At 31.8% G+C, this 17,791-nt stretch carries 10 protein-coding genes; 8 read left to right on the top strand and 2 right to left on the bottom strand.

Annotation, left to right across the window (positions count from 1 at the left end):
• Window positions 1–72: 72 nt before the first annotated feature.
• Entirely contained in the window at window positions 73–1,269 is a 1,197-nt protein-coding gene (locus tag OD917_RS20170) for a pyridoxal phosphate-dependent aminotransferase (protein ID WP_263525201.1), read from the bottom strand.
• A gap of 123 nt (window positions 1,270–1,392) precedes the next feature.
• Here OD917_RS20170 and OD917_RS20165 point away from each other — a divergent pair, with 123 nt between their 5' ends.
• The 5 genes from OD917_RS20165 (at window position 1,393) to OD917_RS20145 (ending at window position 10,863) form a co-directional block, all read left to right on the top strand.
• Window positions 1,393–2,718 (top strand): PDZ domain-containing protein, encoded by a 1,326-nt coding sequence (locus OD917_RS20165; protein ID WP_263525200.1) that lies wholly within the window; start codon window positions 1,393–1,395, stop codon window positions 2,716–2,718.
• A 145-nt stretch (window positions 2,719–2,863) separates the two neighbouring features.
• Window positions 2,864–7,216: a gliding motility-associated C-terminal domain-containing protein gene (locus tag OD917_RS20160; RefSeq protein WP_263525199.1), complete on the top strand. Its 4,353-nt coding sequence runs from the start codon at window positions 2,864–2,866 to the stop codon at window positions 7,214–7,216.
• A 31-nt stretch (window positions 7,217–7,247) separates the two neighbouring features.
• On the top strand, window positions 7,248–8,174 hold the full coding sequence (locus tag OD917_RS20155; RefSeq protein ID WP_263525198.1) for a type IX secretion system membrane protein PorP/SprF: 927 nt from the start codon (window positions 7,248–7,250) through the stop codon (window positions 8,172–8,174).
• 10 nt (window positions 8,175–8,184) lie between these two features.
• Window positions 8,185–10,314: an OmpA family protein gene (locus OD917_RS20150; protein WP_263525197.1), complete on the top strand. Its 2,130-nt coding sequence runs from the start codon at window positions 8,185–8,187 to the stop codon at window positions 10,312–10,314.
• Between the two features lie 66 nt (window positions 10,315–10,380).
• Window positions 10,381–10,863, top strand: a complete 483-nt coding sequence (locus OD917_RS20145; protein WP_263525196.1) for a hypothetical protein — start codon at window positions 10,381–10,383, stop codon at window positions 10,861–10,863.
• Between the two features lie 92 nt (window positions 10,864–10,955).
• On the opposite strand, the gene OD917_RS20140 is transcribed toward OD917_RS20145, so the two are convergent.
• A complete protein-coding gene (locus OD917_RS20140) occupies window positions 10,956–11,336 on the bottom strand; it encodes a DUF1573 domain-containing protein (RefSeq protein WP_111287481.1) in 381 nt (126 codons plus the stop codon).
• A 288-nt stretch (window positions 11,337–11,624) separates the two neighbouring features.
• On the opposite strand from OD917_RS20140, the gene OD917_RS20135 reads away from it, so the two are divergent.
• From OD917_RS20135 to OD917_RS20125, 3 genes are all read left to right on the top strand, one after another.
• Window positions 11,625–14,258, top strand: coding sequence for a valine--tRNA ligase (locus OD917_RS20135; protein WP_263525195.1), 2,634 nt, complete (start codon window positions 11,625–11,627; stop codon window positions 14,256–14,258).
• A 176-nt stretch (window positions 14,259–14,434) separates the two neighbouring features.
• Complete coding sequence (locus tag OD917_RS20130) at window positions 14,435–15,490, top strand: hypothetical protein (protein ID WP_263525194.1); 1,056 nt, start codon at window positions 14,435–14,437, stop codon at window positions 15,488–15,490.
• Window positions 15,450–17,720 carry a hypothetical protein gene (locus OD917_RS20125; RefSeq protein WP_263525193.1) on the top strand — a complete coding sequence of 757 codons (2,271 nt, stop codon included), beginning with the start codon at window positions 15,450–15,452 and terminating at the stop codon, window positions 17,718–17,720. Before OD917_RS20130 ends, OD917_RS20125 begins: the two co-directional genes overlap by 41 nt.
• Window positions 17,721–17,791: the final 71 nt, after the last annotated feature.

Raw genomic sequence — 17,791 nt, 5'->3', positions numbered from 1 at the left:
ATGTTATTTATAAAGAAAAAAGACAACAACGAAAAACGTTATTGTCTTTTAAAATTTATTATAATGAATTGATTATCTGTTGTTATAAACTAACAAGGCTTCTTTTAAAATGTTTACAGCAGTAATCAAATCTTTTTTATTCAAAACATAAGCAATACGAACTTGATTTAGTCCCATACCTGGAGTTGAATAGAAACCTTTCGCAGGGGCAATCATTACTGTTTCGCCATTTAAATCATAACTTTCAAGAAGCCACTGTGCAAAATCATCTGAATCTTCTATCGGAAGTTCGGCAATGCAATAAAAAGCACCTTTTGGTTTTGTAACCACAACGCCTTCAATTTTGTTTAATTCAGCAATTAAAGTGTTGCGTCGTTCTTTGTATTCGCCAATTACTTCATCAAAATAACTTTGAGGTGTATCTATGGCGGCTTCACAAGCAATCTGCTCAATGGTTGGAGGACTCAAACGTGCTTGCGCAAATTTCATTACAGTTGCTAAGACGTCTTTGTTTTTAGTTACCAAACAGCCAACTCTTGCTCCACACATACTATAGCGCTTAGATACAGAATCAACCATGATTACATTTTGCTGTACATCTTCTAAATTCATTACAGAAAAGTGTACGTCATCACCATCATATAAAAACTCACGGTAAACTTCATCTGCGATTAGGTATAAATCGTGTTTTTTAATTAAACTAGCAAGTTGTTTAATTTCTGCTTCAGAGTATAAATATCCAGTCGGATTTCCAGGGTTGCAAATCAGAATAGCTTTTGTTTTTGGAGTAATCAGTTTCTCAACTTCGTCAATACTTGGCAAAGCAAAACCTGTTTCGATAGTAGAAACAAGAGGTACTACAGTTGCACTTGTAGAAGAAGCAAACGCATGGTAATTAGCATAAAAAGGTTCTGGAATAATGATTTCATCTCCAGGATCTGTAATTGTGGCCAGTGCAAAAAGTAAGGCTTCAGAACCACCAGTAGTTACAATGATGTCTTCTGTGTTAACGTTTACATTTTGGCGCTGGTAAAAATGAGCTAATTTTTTTCTATAGCTTTCATATCCGGCAGACGGACTGTATTCTATAAGAGTTAAATCAATATTTTTTACCGCCTCGATGGCCACTTCCGGTGTCTTGATATCCGGTTGACCAATGTTTAAGTGATACACCTTGTGTCCTTTTTTCTTTGCTAAATCAGCAAAAGGAGCCAGCTTGCGTATCGGAGATTCGGGCATGTTTCTTCCCTTGAGTGAAATTGTCGGCATGAGTATAAATTATTGAAGTGCAAATTTGCATTTTTTTTTCCAATTTAACGTAAACAATACAGGTACTTATAAAAATGTAACAATAATAAATATATTTGCTAATTTTATAATAAAAAATTGTCAATGAAAAAATATAAAGTGTTGTTTTTTGGGTTATTCTTACCTTTTTTGCTTTTTGGACAAGGCGATTTTTTATTGGAAAACAATGCATCAAAGGCTACAATCCCTTTTAAACTGATTAATAATCTTGTTTTTATTCCTATAAAAGTAAACGGAGTAGAACTCAATTTTCTATTGGATTCTGGTGTCGAGGAAACAATTTTATTCAGTATGGAAGAAAAACAGGAAGTTAGTTTTAACAATGTTGAAAAAATAAAACTTCGCGGATTAGGGAGCGAAGAAGAGATAGAAGGACTAAAATCAACCAAAAATATTTTAGAAACACATGGTTTAATATCAAATGATCATATGGTTTTTATAATCTTGGATCAAAGCTTTAATTTATCTTCACATATAGGAATTCCTGTAAATGGAATTATAGGACATAAATTCTTTAAAAATAATTATGTTGAAATTAATTATCAGAAAAAGAGAATTGTAGTTCACGCTCAAAGTAACACGTTTCAAGAAAAACTAGATAAAAAATTTAAAGCAATTCCAATTACTATAGAAAGGTCAAAGCCGTATCTAGTAACCAAAGCAACAGTTAATAATCAAGAAATATCCGCAAAACTTTTAATAGATGTTGGAAATAGTGATGCATTTTGGATTTTTGAAAACAATAAAATTAAACTCCCAGACAAGAACTTTCCAGATTTTCTAGGAAAAGGATTTAGTGGTGATATTGAAGGACATCGTGCCAAGATTGACGAATTTTCTATTGACGAATTTAAATTTAAAAAACCAATTGTTTCTTTTCCAGATTCAGTTTCGATTCGAAATGTGAAGATGGTTCCAGATCGCATTGGATCTGTTGGTGGCGAAGTTTTAAAGCGATTTACTGTTGTTTTAGATTATAAAGGAAAGAAAATGTATCTAAAGAAAAACAGCAAATTTAGTGAACCCTTTACTTATAATAAAAGCGGAATCACAATTCAGCATAACGGGCTTCAATGGGTACAGGAGACAGTACATTTAGAAACGGTACAAGTTGCAAATACAATTGATGAATTACAGGAAAAAGACAAAAACAATAATAATTTTAAATATAAATTTGCCCTTAAACCAGTTTATGAAATAGTGAATGTCCGTAAAAATTCAGCAGCAGAAAAATGTGGACTTCGAAAAGGCGATATTATTGTAAGTATTAATAGAATTCAACCTTATAAATATAGTTTACAGCAAATAAATAATCTTTTAAAATCGGAAGAAGATGTTTGGATAAATCTAGAAGTTGAAAGAAATAGTGTAGTTTTAAAATTTAGATTTAAACTCGAAGATGAATTATAAAGTTGTGGATTATAATAATTTGTAAATTATTTTGAAATATGGTTTTTATTGGTATTTAAGAATTTTTTTACCTTTTGTGAAAAAATGTTTGTTAAAATTATCGTATTGCTTAGATATTTTATTATGTTTAGCAAAAATTTAATCTATGGCCAAAAACTACATTAATTTCCTACATTTTGTATCGTTTTTTATTTTTTTTGCTCTTCTTCCTTCAAAGCTAAGTGCCCAGTGTGCTGGAGATGATAATATAAACGAATTAATTTGTGATATTTCTAATCCTGCGTATCAGTCTATAAATTTATTTACCTTATTAGGAGGGACGCCAGTACCAGGCGGAACATGGACCGATGATAATAATTTGAAAGGTTTAGATCCGGCTACAGGTATTTTGAATCCACAAGTTATTGTCGAAGGAGGAACTTATCATTACACTTATACCGCTCCTAGTACTTCGGGATGTATAGATGATAAAGCAGTAGTAACAATTACAATAGGTGCATATGCGGGTGTTGGATCGCAGGCGACCGTTTGTAACAAAGCAAGTACTTTTAACCTTTTTACTGCATTTGACAGTAATGCGATGGGACCTCACGATAATGGGATTTTTACAAATACTGTTACAGGACAAATTGTGGAGTCAGTTATAAATATTGCGGATATAGATCAAAAAACAACACTTTATTTTACTTATACTGTACCTCCAGTATTAGAATGTTCCCCGACTGAAAAATCTACCAATATAGTAGTAACTGTTTTAAGGGCTCCAAAAGCAGGAACGCCAGCAGATTTAGCACTTTGTGGAACTACTGATTTGGGATCTTATACCAATTTAGATTTGTTTGATCGGCTCACAGACTATGATAGTGGCGGCACCTGGACGGGTCTAGGACTAACTTCAAATACAGACCATAATATTAATCTACAAGAAATATTTGATACTTATGGAGCAGGTACATATACCTACTCATACACGGTATTAGCAGTACCTGATAATAATATATGTAAAGACGAAACAGCTTCTATTGTGATTACTCTTGAAAAAAGACTTGATTTTACAGGGGCAACAGTTGTTATTAGTAAAGATATTTGTGCATCGCAAATTGCGACAGCTACATATTCAGGAAAAATTACCCAAGGGCCTGATAATATTCCAAATGGATTATACAGTGTTACTTATAGTATTGTAGGGCCAAAAGGATCTACATCACAAAACATAGTTACAGGTTTTAGCAATGGAGTACTTGAATTTCCCTTGAGTTCGTCTTATTTTGGATGGGTAGGTGAGTATACCATTACTATTACAGATATTGATTATTTAGCGAGCAAGAATTCTTGCACTGATATATTTAGCCCTTTTTCAGATACTTTAACGATTTTTCCTTTACCTGATTTAACTAATGCAGTGTCAACGGCTACTTCTGTTTGTCAAAATGAGAATGCATTAATTGAAATTATCGCACCTCAATTAGCTGATGGAAGTTATCAAATCACATATAGTATTTATGGAGATAATTTGACTAGTGGACAAACGGCAGTAATACAAGCTGTAGGAGGAAAAGCGTCTTTTACTGTTCCAGGAAGTTTAAATGTAAACAGCGGATTATCTGTTGTTACAATTACAAATATTGTAAATATTACAAATCCTTCGCCACAATGTGGTACTGCTGTCAATCTTGCAGGAAATCTAATTATTAATCCATTGCCAAATGCAACAACAGTAAGTGTAGTAGTAAATGATTTTTGTTTAAATTCTCCTATTTCTGCCTTGGTTTCTGGGTTAGGTAATTTAACAAATGTGAGTATTTCTTATATGTTGTCAGAAAGCAATTCATCTCCTGTGCAAACTATATCTGGAGCGGTAATTGATGGGAAATTATATTTTGGTATTCCATCAAATCTACTTTTAAATACTGGAACAACTAGAATCACATTATTAAATTTAAAAAATAGAGTAACAAATTGTGATGTTGATTTAGTTAATGTAACAGATGATTTTGTAATAAATCCAATTCCAGTTGCGCCTATTTCTTCAAATCAGGATTTCTGTCAAAATGGTGGAGCAACAGTTGCAGATTTAATTCCTAATGGTTCTCAATACAAATGGTATAATTCGGCAACGTTAACAACACCTCTAGCAACTAATTATGTTTTAAAGACAGAGGACTATTATGTTACAGAAACTTCTGCAGCAGGGTGTATTTCACCGCCAACAAAAATTTCAGTTCTCTTACATCCTTTGCCAAATTTAGATAATGCGGTTTTTGCAGGGACTTCTGTTTGTCAAAGTAAAGATGCGTTAATTGAAATTACAGTACCTCAATTGCTTGATGGAAATTATAATATTACTTACAATATTAACGGAGACAATTTAGCTACAGGCCAAACAGCATTAATGCAAGCAGTAGGAGGAAAAGCAACTTTTACAGTTCCAGGAAGCTTAAATGTAAAAAGCGGATTATCTGTAATTTCTATTCTTAATATTGTTAACATTACAAATCCTTCTCCACAATGTGGTAAAGCGGTAAATGTCGCAGGAAATTTAATTATTAATCCATTGCCAAATGCGACGACAGTAAAAGTAGCAGTAAATGATTTCTGTTTGAATGCTCCTGTCCCAGCTTTGATTTCTGGTTTAGGAAGTTTAACGAACGTTAGCATTACATATTCGTTGTCAGAGAGTAATTCTTCAGCTGTACAAACAATAGCTGGAGCAGTAACAGATGGGAGACTAGATTTTATTATTCCTGCAGGATTACTTTTAAATAGTGGAACAACTAAAATCACATTATTAAATTTGACCAATACAGCGACAAATTGTGATGTTGATTTAATTAATGTAACTGACGATTTTATAATAAATCCAATACCAGATGCACCCATTGCCCAAGATATGGAATTTTGTAAATCTGATAACGCAACAGCTGCAGATTTAGTTCCGAGTGGGGCTGAGTATAAATGGTACAATTCTGCAACGTTAACAACACCTCTTGCGGCCAATTATGTTTTAAAAACAGAAGATTATTATGTTACAGAAACTTCTGCAGCGGGCTGTACTTCAGCACCAACAAAGATTTCAGTAATCATACAGCCATTACCTAATTTAGATAATGCCGTATTAACAGCTGTTCCTATTTGTATAGGCAAGGACGCATTGATTGAAGTTACTGCGCCTCAATTGATTGATGGAGATTATCGAATTGTTTATAATATCAATGGAGATAATGTTGCGACTGGACAAATTACAGTAATGCAAGCAACAGGAGGAAAAGCATCTTTTACAATTTCAAGTAATCTAAGTGCAAACGCAGGATTATCAGTAATTACGATTGTAAATATCGTAAATATTACAAATCCTTTTCCGCAATGTAGTAATACAGCTTTTTTGGCTGGAAATCTAGTTATAAATCCGTTGCCAAATGCTTCAACAGTTAGTGTTGCAGTAAATGATTTCTGTTTGAATGATCCTGTTTCTGCTTCGATTTCTGGTTTAGGAAATTTAACAAACGCAAGCATTTCTTACACATTGTCGGAAAGTAATTCTTCTGGTGTACAAACGATATCTCAGGCTGTGGTTAATGGTAAATTAGATTTTACTATTCCTGCTGGATTACTTTCAAATGCTGGAACAACCAAAATTACATTATTAAATTTGACAAATACAGTAACAAATTGTGATGTTAATTTAAGCAATGTAACGGATGATTTTATAATAAATCCAATTCCGTCAGCGCCTGCTGCTCAAAATCAGAAGTTTTGTAAAGTTGATGAAGCAGAAGTTGCAAATTTAGTTCCAAACGGGAATCAATATAAATGGTATAATTCTCCAACTTCAACCACACCTCTAGCTAGTACTTTGGCTTTGGAATCGGGTAATTATTATGTAAGAGAAACTTCTGCTGAAGGGTGTACTTCAGAAGCTACGACTGTTTTGGTTACTATAGACGATTCGCCAATTCCAGTATTAAATTCAGAGGGGCAAAACTTCTGCGGACTAAATAATCCGACTATTTCAGATTTATCAAATAATACAAATGTTCCTTCAAGTGTAGTTTGGTATGATTCGCCAAATAATGGAAATTTATTATCAAGTACAACTCCTTTGATTGAACAAGGAAAATACTACGGATTCAATTTTTCGAGTACAGATTGCCTTTCTTCACAATATATTGAAGTGACGGTTACATTAACAGATTGCGATAATGTGCCAAATGATTTCTTTATTCCTGACGGATTTTCTCCAAACGGAGATGGTGTAAATGATTCGTTTGTGATAAAAGATATTGAATTTTTATACCCGAATTATACACTTGAAATTTATAATAGATATGGAAATGGTATGTATAAAGGAGATATAAGTAAGCCAGCTTGGGATGGAAAAAACTACGAAAGAAGCGGTATAGCTGGAGGTATTGCACCCAACGGAGTCTATTTTTATGTATTGCATTTCAATAAAGACAATAAACCGCCAAAACAAGGCCGTCTTTATTTAAATCGATAAATCTCTTTTACATTTTTAATATAATTTTCAAATGAAAAAATTAATACTCCTTATAAATTTCCTTTTCTGTTTATCAGTCGCGGCACAGCAAGATCCAGAATATACACATTATATGTATAATATGAGCGTTGTCAACCCCGCTTATGCCACTGGAGTGCCTGCAATGATGAATTTTGGAGGATTGTACAGAACCCAATGGGTAGGCGCTTATGGCGCTCCAAAAACATTTACATTTTTTGGACATTCGGCTATTACAGACAGAATAGAAGCTGGTATCTCATTCATCTCAGATGATATTGGAGATGGCGCTAAAAAAGAAAATAATGTTTATGCTGACTTTGCATATATTTTAAAATTAGGCGGAAAAAATAAATTATCACTAGGTTTAAAAGCAGGATTTTCATCTATGCAAAGTAATTTCAACGGTTTTAAATTTACAGATCCTCAGACTGATTATGCTTTTTCAGAAAATATAAATGCTACAAAACCAAATATTGGAGTTGGGGCTTACTATTTTAGAGATAATCTTTATGTTGGACTGTCTGTTCCGAATTTATTGAAATCAAAATATATTGAGGAAAAGTCAGGAGTTAACGCTTTTGGTTCTGAAGAAATACATACTTTTTTGACTGCTGGTTATGTCTTTCAGCTGAATGATATGGTGAAATTGAAACCTGCATTTATGTCAAAAATTGTAAAAGGCGCACCAATAGCTATAGATATTACTGCTAATGTTTTGTACAACGAAAAGTTTGAATTTGGAGCCGCTTATAGAATTGATGATTCAGTAAGTGCATTGTTCAATATTAATGTTACTCCGACACTAAGAGTAGGTTATGCCTATGATTATACGCTTACAAACTTCGGTCAGTTTAATTCTGGAACACACGAAATTATGCTGTTGTTCGATTTGGACTTGTTAGGAAAAGGATTTGATAAATCTCCAAGATTCTTCTAAAATGAAAAATATGAAAAAATTACTCGTTATTATATTCGTATTTTCAATACAGTTTATAAATGCTCAAGATCAGGAATTGGCAAGAGCGAAACGTTTTTTTGATAAAACGTATTACAGCGAAGCTATTGTTTTGTATCAAAAATTAGCAGACGAAAAACCTTCGCAAGAAGTAATCAAGAATTTAGCAGATTCTTATTTCTACACCAATGATTTGGTTAAAGCACAGCGTTATTATCGTCTCCTGATTTCAAATTATAATAATGATTTGGATAGAGAATATTATTTTAGATATGCGCAGACTTTAAAAGCAACAAATAAATATGATGATGCTAATGCCAATTTAAAAGAATATTATTCTAAATCAGCCAATTCAGAAGATAGCGCCAATTTTGAAAATGATCTTAAAACTTTAGAAAATGTAACCGCGATAGGCAAACGTTTTGAAATTAAAAATCTCGCTATAAATACACCAAATTCAGAATTTGGAGCAGTAAAATATGGAGATAATTTAGTTTATGCTGGAGTAAAATTGAAACCAGGTTTATTTGATAAAAAATTCAAATGGGATAACGAAACCTATTTGAATATAGTTGCGATTCCTCTTAAAAATATAAATTCGACTGATTCTATTGTTCATTATTTTGCAAAAGAATTAAAAACAGGAATGCACGAATCGAATGCTATTTTTACAAAAGATGGCAAAACAATGTATTTTACCCGAAACAATTCTAAAAACGGAAAGAAGAAAAAAGACGATAATAAGATCTCAAATCTTCAAATTTTTAAAGCCGAATTAGTAGAAGGAAAATGGACGAATATTATAGCGCTGCCATTCAATAGTCCTAATTATTCTGTGGAGCATCCTGCTTTAAGCGCAGATGAAAAAGTATTGTATTTTGCTTCTGATATGCCAGGATCAATTGGTTCTTTTGATATTTATTCGGTGAACATCAATAAAGGCGCTTTTGATACGCCAAAGAATTTAGGTCCGCAAATTAATACAAACAAGAGGGAGCAATTTCCTTTTGCGTCGGCAGATAATAAACTTTATTTTTCGTCAGACGGGCATTTGGGTTATGGATCTTTAGATGTTTTTGTTTCTGAAATTACTGGAAACGAATATTCAAAACCTATAAACGTCGGACTTCCATTAAATTCCAATTTAGATGATTTTGCTTTTTATATCGATTCAAATACCAAAGAAGGTTTTTTTGCTTCGAATAGAGAAGGAGGAAAGGGAGGTGACGATATTTATCAATTCAAAGAAACAAAAGATTTAATTGTTGAAGATTGTAAACAATTTATTGCTGGAACTATTATAGATGTTGATACGCAATTGGCTTTAGAAAATGCAACCGTACTGTTACAAGATTCTGAAAATAAAACTTTAAATACAATAACAACTTCTGCCGACGGAAAATTCAATTTTACGGTTGGTTGTGAGACTTCGTATAAAGTTTCTGCGTTCAAAGAAAATTATACAAATGCATCGAAAGCGCTAACTTTAGACAAAACAAGAGATAAAGTAAACGATGGTTCTTTGAGTTTAAGATCGCTTGAAGTTATCAAACAGGAAGAAAAGCAAATTGCTGAAAACAAAAGAAAGCAAGAAATTCTAATAGAAGAAGAAAACAAGAAAAAAGAGGCTTTAGCGGCAATTCAATTAAAAGAAAAAGAGAAAAAAGCAAAAGAAGCAGCTATCGTTGCAGCTGAAGTTAAAAAGAATGAAAAGGTAAAAGAAATCTTAGCAAATGAAAAAGATGTTGTAAAAGACAAAGACAGATTGATCATTAAAACAGATCCAATTTACTTTGACTACAATATGTGGTACATTCGAAAAGAATCTAAAGTAGTTTTAGGAAGAGTTGTAGAACTGATGAAGAAATATCCTGAAATGAAAATCGAAATTGGATCTCATACGGACTCTAGAGGAAATGCTAAATTTAATGAAGATCTGTCTCAAAAAAGAGCCAATTCGACTAGAGAATTTATAATACAATCTGGCGTAGATGCTAAACGAGTTACAGCAAAAGGATATGGAGAATCGGTGCCGATTGTAAAATGTAAAACAGACGAATCTTGCTCTGAAGAAGACCATGAATTGAACAGAAGATCTGAATTTGTAATCAAAAATTTATAAAATTATAGTAAGAAGAAAACCTTTTTTCTTTAATTTTATATTGATATCAACGAAATAAAAATAATTATGAGAAATCTGGCCTTATCGTGTTTGCTTTTATCCTTTATTGGATTGCAAAGCTGTAAAAATGAAGAAAAACAAAAAGCTGCTGAGGCTGCAAAAGCAGAAGGTGAAAAAGTAGTAAGCACTGCATGTTACAAAGCAATTTATGAAAAAGATACAGTAGATTTAAAATTGAATACTTTAAAAAACGGAAAGCTAGCAGGAGATATGATTATGAAAGTAGCACCTTCGACAGTTAGAACAGGAGAAGTTGCTGGAGAATTTCATGGAGATACTTTGTTTATAGACTATACTTTTAAAGACAATGTAAATGGAAATAAAATTTTCAAAAATCCTATGGCGTTATTGAAACGCAACAATCAGCTTATTTTAGGAAACGGAACCATGCAGACGACGATGGGCGTTACTTATTTAGTAAAAGACAAACCAATTGATTTTGAAAGTGTAAAGTATAAATTTGATACTGCTGAATGCGTTGCTAAATAAAGAAGAAAGATTTGAGAAGCAAGATTCTCAATAAAAATAAAAAGCCGTTTCTAGATTAGAAACGGCTTTTGTTATTTTAGATTATTTGATTCTTATTGAACTTCACCCTTAATCTTAAGAGCTACTCTTCCGTCAGGATAGTTTACTGCGTTTGTTTCAACAGTAATAGTTTTACGAATAGGTCCTGCGACCATATTATATTTTACATCGATTTTTCCTTTTTTGCCAGGCTGAATTGCTGCCGAAGGTTTTGTTACAATAATCGAACTTACTGTAGATTCTGCGCCTGTAATTAATAAAGGGGCATCTCCCGTGTTAGTAAATTCAAAGGAACGAAGTCCATTGTCACTCTTAGAAATTTTTCCATAATCAATTGTATTGTCTGGAGCTGCAAATTCAATTTTTGGGCCGTTTTGTGCATAACTTATTGCGCTAAACAATAAAACTGCAATAAAAGAGGCTGCATTTTTCATATGAATCTTTTTTTAATTGTAAGTAAATATACATTCTTTTAATTAACACACAAATTATTATTTCTCTTTTTATAGTCTACTTAATTATTTACTTTTGCTGTCAGTTATAAATACAAAAATTGAACCAGTTTTTTTGTTTAACTGTTTAATCGTTTATTTGTTTAATCGTTGAGATTGATTTATAAAAGATTTTTTTAAACAGAAAACAAGAAAACAAATCAATTTGAAATTCGATGATCAAAACCGATTAACCGGTTAAACAAATTAACGATTAAACAACCCTAGTAAATGACAATTCCAGCACAATTTGACGCTAAGACGATTGAGAGTAAATGGTATGATTACTGGATGAAAAACAATTATTTTCATTCAGAACCAGATCATAGAACACCGTACACCATTGTAATCCCGCCGCCAAACGTCACTGGAGTCCTTCACATGGGACATATGTTGAATAATACGATTCAGGATGTTTTAATTCGTAGAGCACGTCTTAAAGGATTCAACGCTTGCTGGGTTCCTGGAACAGATCACGCTTCTATTGCGACTGAAGCAAAAGTGGTAGCGAAATTAAAAGCAGAGGGAATCAATAAAAATGATTTAACTCGCGAAGAATTCCTAAAGCATGCTTGGGAATGGACAGATAAATATGGTGGAACAATCTTGGAACAACTTAAGAAATTAGGTGCTTCTTGCGATTGGGAACGCACCAAATTTACTATGGATCCAGATATGTCTGCATCTGTAATTAAATCGTTTGTAGATTTATACAACAAAGGATTAATTTACAGAGGATACCGTATGGTGAACTGGGATCCAGAAGCTAAAACGACTTTATCGGATGAAGAAGTTATTTATGAAGAACAACAAGGAAAATTATTTTTCTTAAAATATAAAATCGAGGGAACTGAGGAATTTTTGACCATTGCCACAACTCGTCCAGAAACTATTTTTGGAGATACAGCAATTTGTATCAATCCAAACGATGAGCGTTTTACACATTTAAAAGGTAAAAAAGCAATCGTTCCTATTTGCGGAAGAGTAATTCCTATTATCGAAGACGAATATGTTGATGTTGAATTCGGAACAGGATGTTTGAAAGTAACGCCTGCGCACGATATGAACGATAAAACGTTAGGAGAAAAACACAACCTAGAAATCGTTGATATTTTTAACGAAGATGCTACATTAAACAGTTTCGGATTACAGTATCAAGGAAAAGATCGTTTTGTGGTTCGTAAAGAAATCGAAAAAGAATTGGAGGAAATTGGTGCTTTAGCAAAAACTGAAATCCATTTAAATAAAGTTGGAACATCAGAAAGAACAAAAGCTGTAATCGAACCAAGATTATCAGATCAATGGTTCTTGAAAATGGAAGAATTAGTAAAACCTGCAATTAAATCTGTTTTAGAAACGGGAGATATTAAATTGCATCCAAAACGTTTCGAAAACACGTATGCGCATTGGTTAAACAACATTCGCGATTGGAATATTTCTCGTCAGTTATGGTGGGGACAACAAATTCCAGCATACTATTACGGAGACGGAAAAGAAGATTTCGTAGTTGCAGAAAACATAGAAGATGCATTAGTTTTAGCAAAAGAAAAAACCAGCAACCAACAACTAACAACCGACAACTTAAAACAAGATGTTGATGCCTTGGATACTTGGTTCTCATCTTGGTTATGGCCAATGTCTGTTTTTGGAGGCATCATGGATCCAGAAAGTCCAGATTTTAAATATTATTATCCAACAAATGATTTGGTAACAGGTCCGGATATTTTATTTTTCTGGGTTGCAAGAATGATCATTGCAGGTTACGAATATGCTGGCGAAAAACCATTTACAAATGTTTATTTGACAGGTTTAGTTCGAGATAAACAACGTCGTAAAATGTCTAAATCATTAGGAAATTCTCCTGATCCTTTAGATTTAATAGATAAATTTGGTGCAGACGGTGTTCGTGTAGGATTACTTTTAAGTGCTTCTGCAGGAAACGATATCATGTTTGATGAAGAATTGTGCAGTCAAGGAAAAGCATTTTCAAACAAAATTTGGAATGCTTTCAAATTGATTAAAGGTTGGGAAGTTTCTGAAACTATCGCGCAGCCAGAATCATCAAGAGTAGCTATCGAATGGTACGAAGCTAAATTACAGCAGACTTTAGTTGATATTGAAGATAATTTTGAGAAATACAGAATTTCAGATTCATTAATGGCAATTTATAAATTAGTTTGGGATGATTTCTGTTCTTGGTTTTTAGAAATGATCAAGCCAGCGTATCAACAGCCAATTGACAGCGTAACTTTCGCGAAAGCGATCGAAATGTTAGAAAACAACTTGAAGTTATTGCACCCGTTTATGCCTTTCTTGACAGAAGAAATTTGGCAGTTAATTGCTGAAAGAACGCCTGAGGAAGCTTTAATTGTTTCAACTTGGCCAAAAGTAAAACCATTTGATGCTAAATTAATTGCTGATTTTGAAAATTCTATCGAAGTAATTTCAGGAATCAGAACGATCAGAAAAGACAAAAATATTCCGTTTAAAGATGCAATCGAATTAAAAGGAATCAACAGCGAAAATGTTTCTACTTATTTTGATTCAATTATCACGAAATTAGGAAACGTTTCTGCTTTCGAATATGTTTCTGAAAAAGTTGACGGTGCATTGTCTTTCCGTGTAAAATCAAATGAATATTTCATTCCGATTACAGGAAATATCGATGTTGAAGCTGAAATTGCAAAACTGACAGAAGAATTAAATTATACTAAAGGATTCTTGAAATCTGTAGAAGCAAAACTTTCAAACGAGAAATTCGTAAACGGAGCTCCAGAGAAAGTTCTTAATTTAGAAAAACAAAAACAAGCCGATGCTTTAGCAAAAATTGCTACAATCGAGCAGAGTTTGGCTGGTTTGAAATAAGAAATCAAACTTAGTTTATCATAAAAAAACCCGACAGATTTTTAAAATTTGTCGGGTTTTATTTGTAATAAATGGATTACTTTTTGTTTTGAAAATAGTGTTTGTTTTTTTATTTTGTTATCTAAAATATCATAATTTTAATACGGCTTACTCTTTAATTTAAATTATCTCCCATAATGAAAAAATGCATCATATTTATCTTTATTTCAATACTATTTTGGTCATGTTCTAATAAAGAAAGCAAGGTAGAAAATGTCGAAAGAGCGTTTTATTACTGGAAAGGGAATTCCTATTTTGATAATGAATTGGAACGTTCTGTGAATAAATTAAAAGTAAAAAAAATATATTATAAACTATTTGAGGTAGATTATAATGAAGCAATGGGAAATTTTCCATATCAAAAAAATTCTCCTTCTGAATACACATTTCGTGATTTGGATTCTGTAAATGTTGTTCCAACGGTTTTTATAAGAAATGAAATCTTTCAATACAATAGTGAAAAATCACTTGATAAACTTGCAGATAATATTGTATTTCTTATCGATAAATACCATAAATATTCTAATTATAATGAGGATAAAATCATTTTTGAATATTCTGAGATTCAAATTGATTGCGATTGGACAAAGTCGACTAAAGACAAATATTTTTATTTGTTGAAAAAAATTAAAGAACTCTCTAAAAAACAAGTAAGTTGTACACTTCGGCTTTATCCGTATAAATATCCCGATATTATGGGAGTTCCGCCAGTTGATAAAGCAATGCTGATGTGTTATAATTTAATTAAACCGTTAACTAATAAAAACAAAAACTCGATTTTAGATTTGGATGAATTAAGATCATATTTAGATAAAAGAAGGAGTTATCCTGTGCATTTAGACATAGCATTACCTGTTTTTTATTGGACGCAATGGTATCAGAACGATCGTTTTAGAGGTTTGCTTAATATAAATTCAGCTGATTTTAAAACATTTACTCATGAAGTTAAGCCGATGTGGTACGAAGTAACAAAAGATACTACGTATAATTATGAGAATTATTTTCAGATTGGAGATCAGATTAAGTGTGAAGAGGTAGATTCGAAAAAACTTACTGAAGCAATTTCTATCATAAAAAAGAATGTTGAGTTAGATAAAAACACTACAATTTCATTATTTCATTTAGACGAAAGTACTTTTAAAAAATATAGCAATGAAGAAGTTTCTAGTTTTTACAGTTCTTTTAGTAAGTAGTTTTTGCACAATTAACGCGTGTGGATATAGTCCATATGGTGAAGATATACGTTATTCTATTCTTAAACCTGAATATTTCAGTTTTTCTGCATATCGTGCATTTTATTATAATGCCGATTTATGGGGATTTAATTATGATGAATACGACAGTAATAAAACTCCAGATGCAAATATATTAGATTGGTATAATTATGCAAATAAAAAGGTTTCGATTGAAGCGATAGAAGACTTTAATTTTAATTTATCATTTACAGATATAAATCCGGAAAGTAATAATGAATTAATTCAGTATTTATATAAGCAGAATAAAAAAGATGCTATTGTATATTTAAAAACTGCTAAAAAGATTGAATTAAATACAAACGAAGATGATCCTTGGGAAAGAAATCAATTTTCAAATGATAATCAAAAAAGTGTACTACTTGATGAGGTAATTCAAAAAATTAAAAAGGAGAAAAATATATATTTCAAGCGTAAATATGCTTTTTTAGCAATTCGACTCGCTTACTATTCATTTGAAATAGATAAACTAGAATCTATTTTTGAATCTAATTTTAATGCCAAACAAAAAGACTATCTCTATTATTGGAGTTTGTTTTTTTACACAATGCGAAGTTCCGATCCAGAAAAGATAATTAATGTTGTTAATTTGATGGCAAATTCGGCTGAGAAAAGATACGCAAGCTATTATTTTTTTCATAACGAATTTAAAATTGGTGAAGCTTTAAAATATGCAAAAAGCAAAGAAGAAATCGCCAATGTTTATGCCTATGCTTCTATGCAAAAAGTAGATAAAAATCTAGACTATTTGCAAGAAATTAATAAAAACAAACCAAAGTCTGAAATTCTCGATTTTCTTCTTTTGAGAGAAATTAATAAAATTGAAGATTGGGTATATACTCCATATTATTCTAATTATCTTCCATCAGTTGAGTTTTCAATACAAGCTAGTTGGTTTGGAAAGGATAAAATCACTACACAGACACTACAGAAACGTTCTGAAAATAATCGATTATATGCTAGAGAGGTTTTAAATTTTATAAATTCGATTGAGATAAATAGAATGCAAAATCCTATTGTTTGGAAAGCTGCTCAGATTAATTTGCAATTTATAACCAGAGATTACTCTAATTGTTTAAAAAGAATTGAGTCTTTTGAAAAAGAATATCCTAATGAAAAAATAACTGAAGAAATTGAGAAAATAAAAGCGCTTTGTATTACTTCAAATCAGGAGAAGGGAAAAGCTGTTATAAAACCTGAGATTGAGACTATTATTTTAAAATATAGAAATGACGAACGTTTTATTTTTGCTTTAGGACGTGAGTTAGAATTTAGAGGTAATATTGCCGACGGTTTGGCTTTGATTTCTTTAATGAGCAATAAGTTGGATTATGGTTTTGATTATGATAATGTTGAATGGCGCTCTAATAGAATTAAGACATCTGGGAATTTAGAAGTTTTTTACACTTATTTTGATTATTTGGATTTTGTCTATTCAGCAAAAGATTTACAAAAAATTGGTGATAAAATAGAAGAAGGGAATAAAACTAATTTTCAAATCCAGATTTACGCTCAACTAATTAAAGACAAAGATTATCTTAAAGATTTGTTGGGAACAAAATATATAAGAGAAGATCAATTAGGTAAAGCTTTAATAACGTTTAAAAGCCTTCCTGAAAAATATTGGGAAGATAATTATAATGCATGGGAAAGAGGAAAATACAGTGAATATCATCTTTTTGATCAAAATCCCTTTTATGATTTTAAACATACAAAAAGTTTTATTAAACATACAGAAAAGTATTTAGTAACAAAACTTTCTGTTACAGAACATTTGATTAAATACACGAATCTGGCAAATAATTCTAATACAAAAGATCGGGATTATTATTGTTTTCTTCTTGGAAACTGTTATTATAATATGACCGACTATGGTAATTCATGGATGATGCGACGCTATGGCAGTGTATCGTATTATGCCGATTATAAAAACGAATCTTTTATTGACGAAATTGAATACAGAAATAGAATTAAGGCCGTTGAAAATTATAAATTAGCTTACCAATACGCAAAGACAAAACAATTTAAGGCACTTTGCTTAAGAATGATGGATTATGCTGAAAAGAATCAATATACGATTTCGAAAAGGGTTGATAAAGAATTTCCAGAATATAGCTCGGATTTGTCAGGTTGCGAAAATTTAGAAGAATATTTTAAAGCGAGGAGATAATTAAACCCGACAGGTTTCAAAAGATCTATTGGTTTTTTGTTTTAATGTACCGTTTGTCATTCCGAGGAACG

The sequence above is a fragment of the Flavobacterium sp. SH_e genome (genome assembly GCF_025717045.1).
Lineage (GTDB): Bacteria > Bacteroidota > Bacteroidia > Flavobacteriales > Flavobacteriaceae > Flavobacterium.
The sequence above is the reverse complement of the archived record's forward strand: the minus strand, read 5'-3'. Positions and strand labels throughout refer to the sequence as shown.

Coding starts and splice junctions, on each gene's coding strand:
- OD917_RS20170 (WP_263525201.1), bottom strand. CDS start 1,269: ATGCCGACAATTTCACTCAAGGGAAGAAACATGCCCGAATCTCCGATA.
- OD917_RS20165 (WP_263525200.1), top strand. CDS start 1,393: ATGAAAAAATATAAAGTGTTGTTTTTTGGGTTATTCTTACCTTTTTTG.
- OD917_RS20160 (WP_263525199.1), top strand. CDS start 2,864: ATGGCCAAAAACTACATTAATTTCCTACATTTTGTATCGTTTTTTATT.
- OD917_RS20155 (WP_263525198.1), top strand. CDS start 7,248: ATGAAAAAATTAATACTCCTTATAAATTTCCTTTTCTGTTTATCAGTC.
- OD917_RS20150 (WP_263525197.1), top strand. CDS start 8,185: ATGAAAAAATTACTCGTTATTATATTCGTATTTTCAATACAGTTTATA.
- OD917_RS20145 (WP_263525196.1), top strand. CDS start 10,381: ATGAGAAATCTGGCCTTATCGTGTTTGCTTTTATCCTTTATTGGATTG.
- OD917_RS20140 (WP_111287481.1), bottom strand. CDS start 11,336: ATGAAAAATGCAGCCTCTTTTATTGCAGTTTTATTGTTTAGCGCAATA.
- OD917_RS20135 (WP_263525195.1), top strand. CDS start 11,625: ATGACAATTCCAGCACAATTTGACGCTAAGACGATTGAGAGTAAATGG.
- OD917_RS20130 (WP_263525194.1), top strand. CDS start 14,435: ATGAAAAAATGCATCATATTTATCTTTATTTCAATACTATTTTGGTCA.
- OD917_RS20125 (WP_263525193.1), top strand. CDS start 15,450: ATGAAGAAGTTTCTAGTTTTTACAGTTCTTTTAGTAAGTAGTTTTTGC.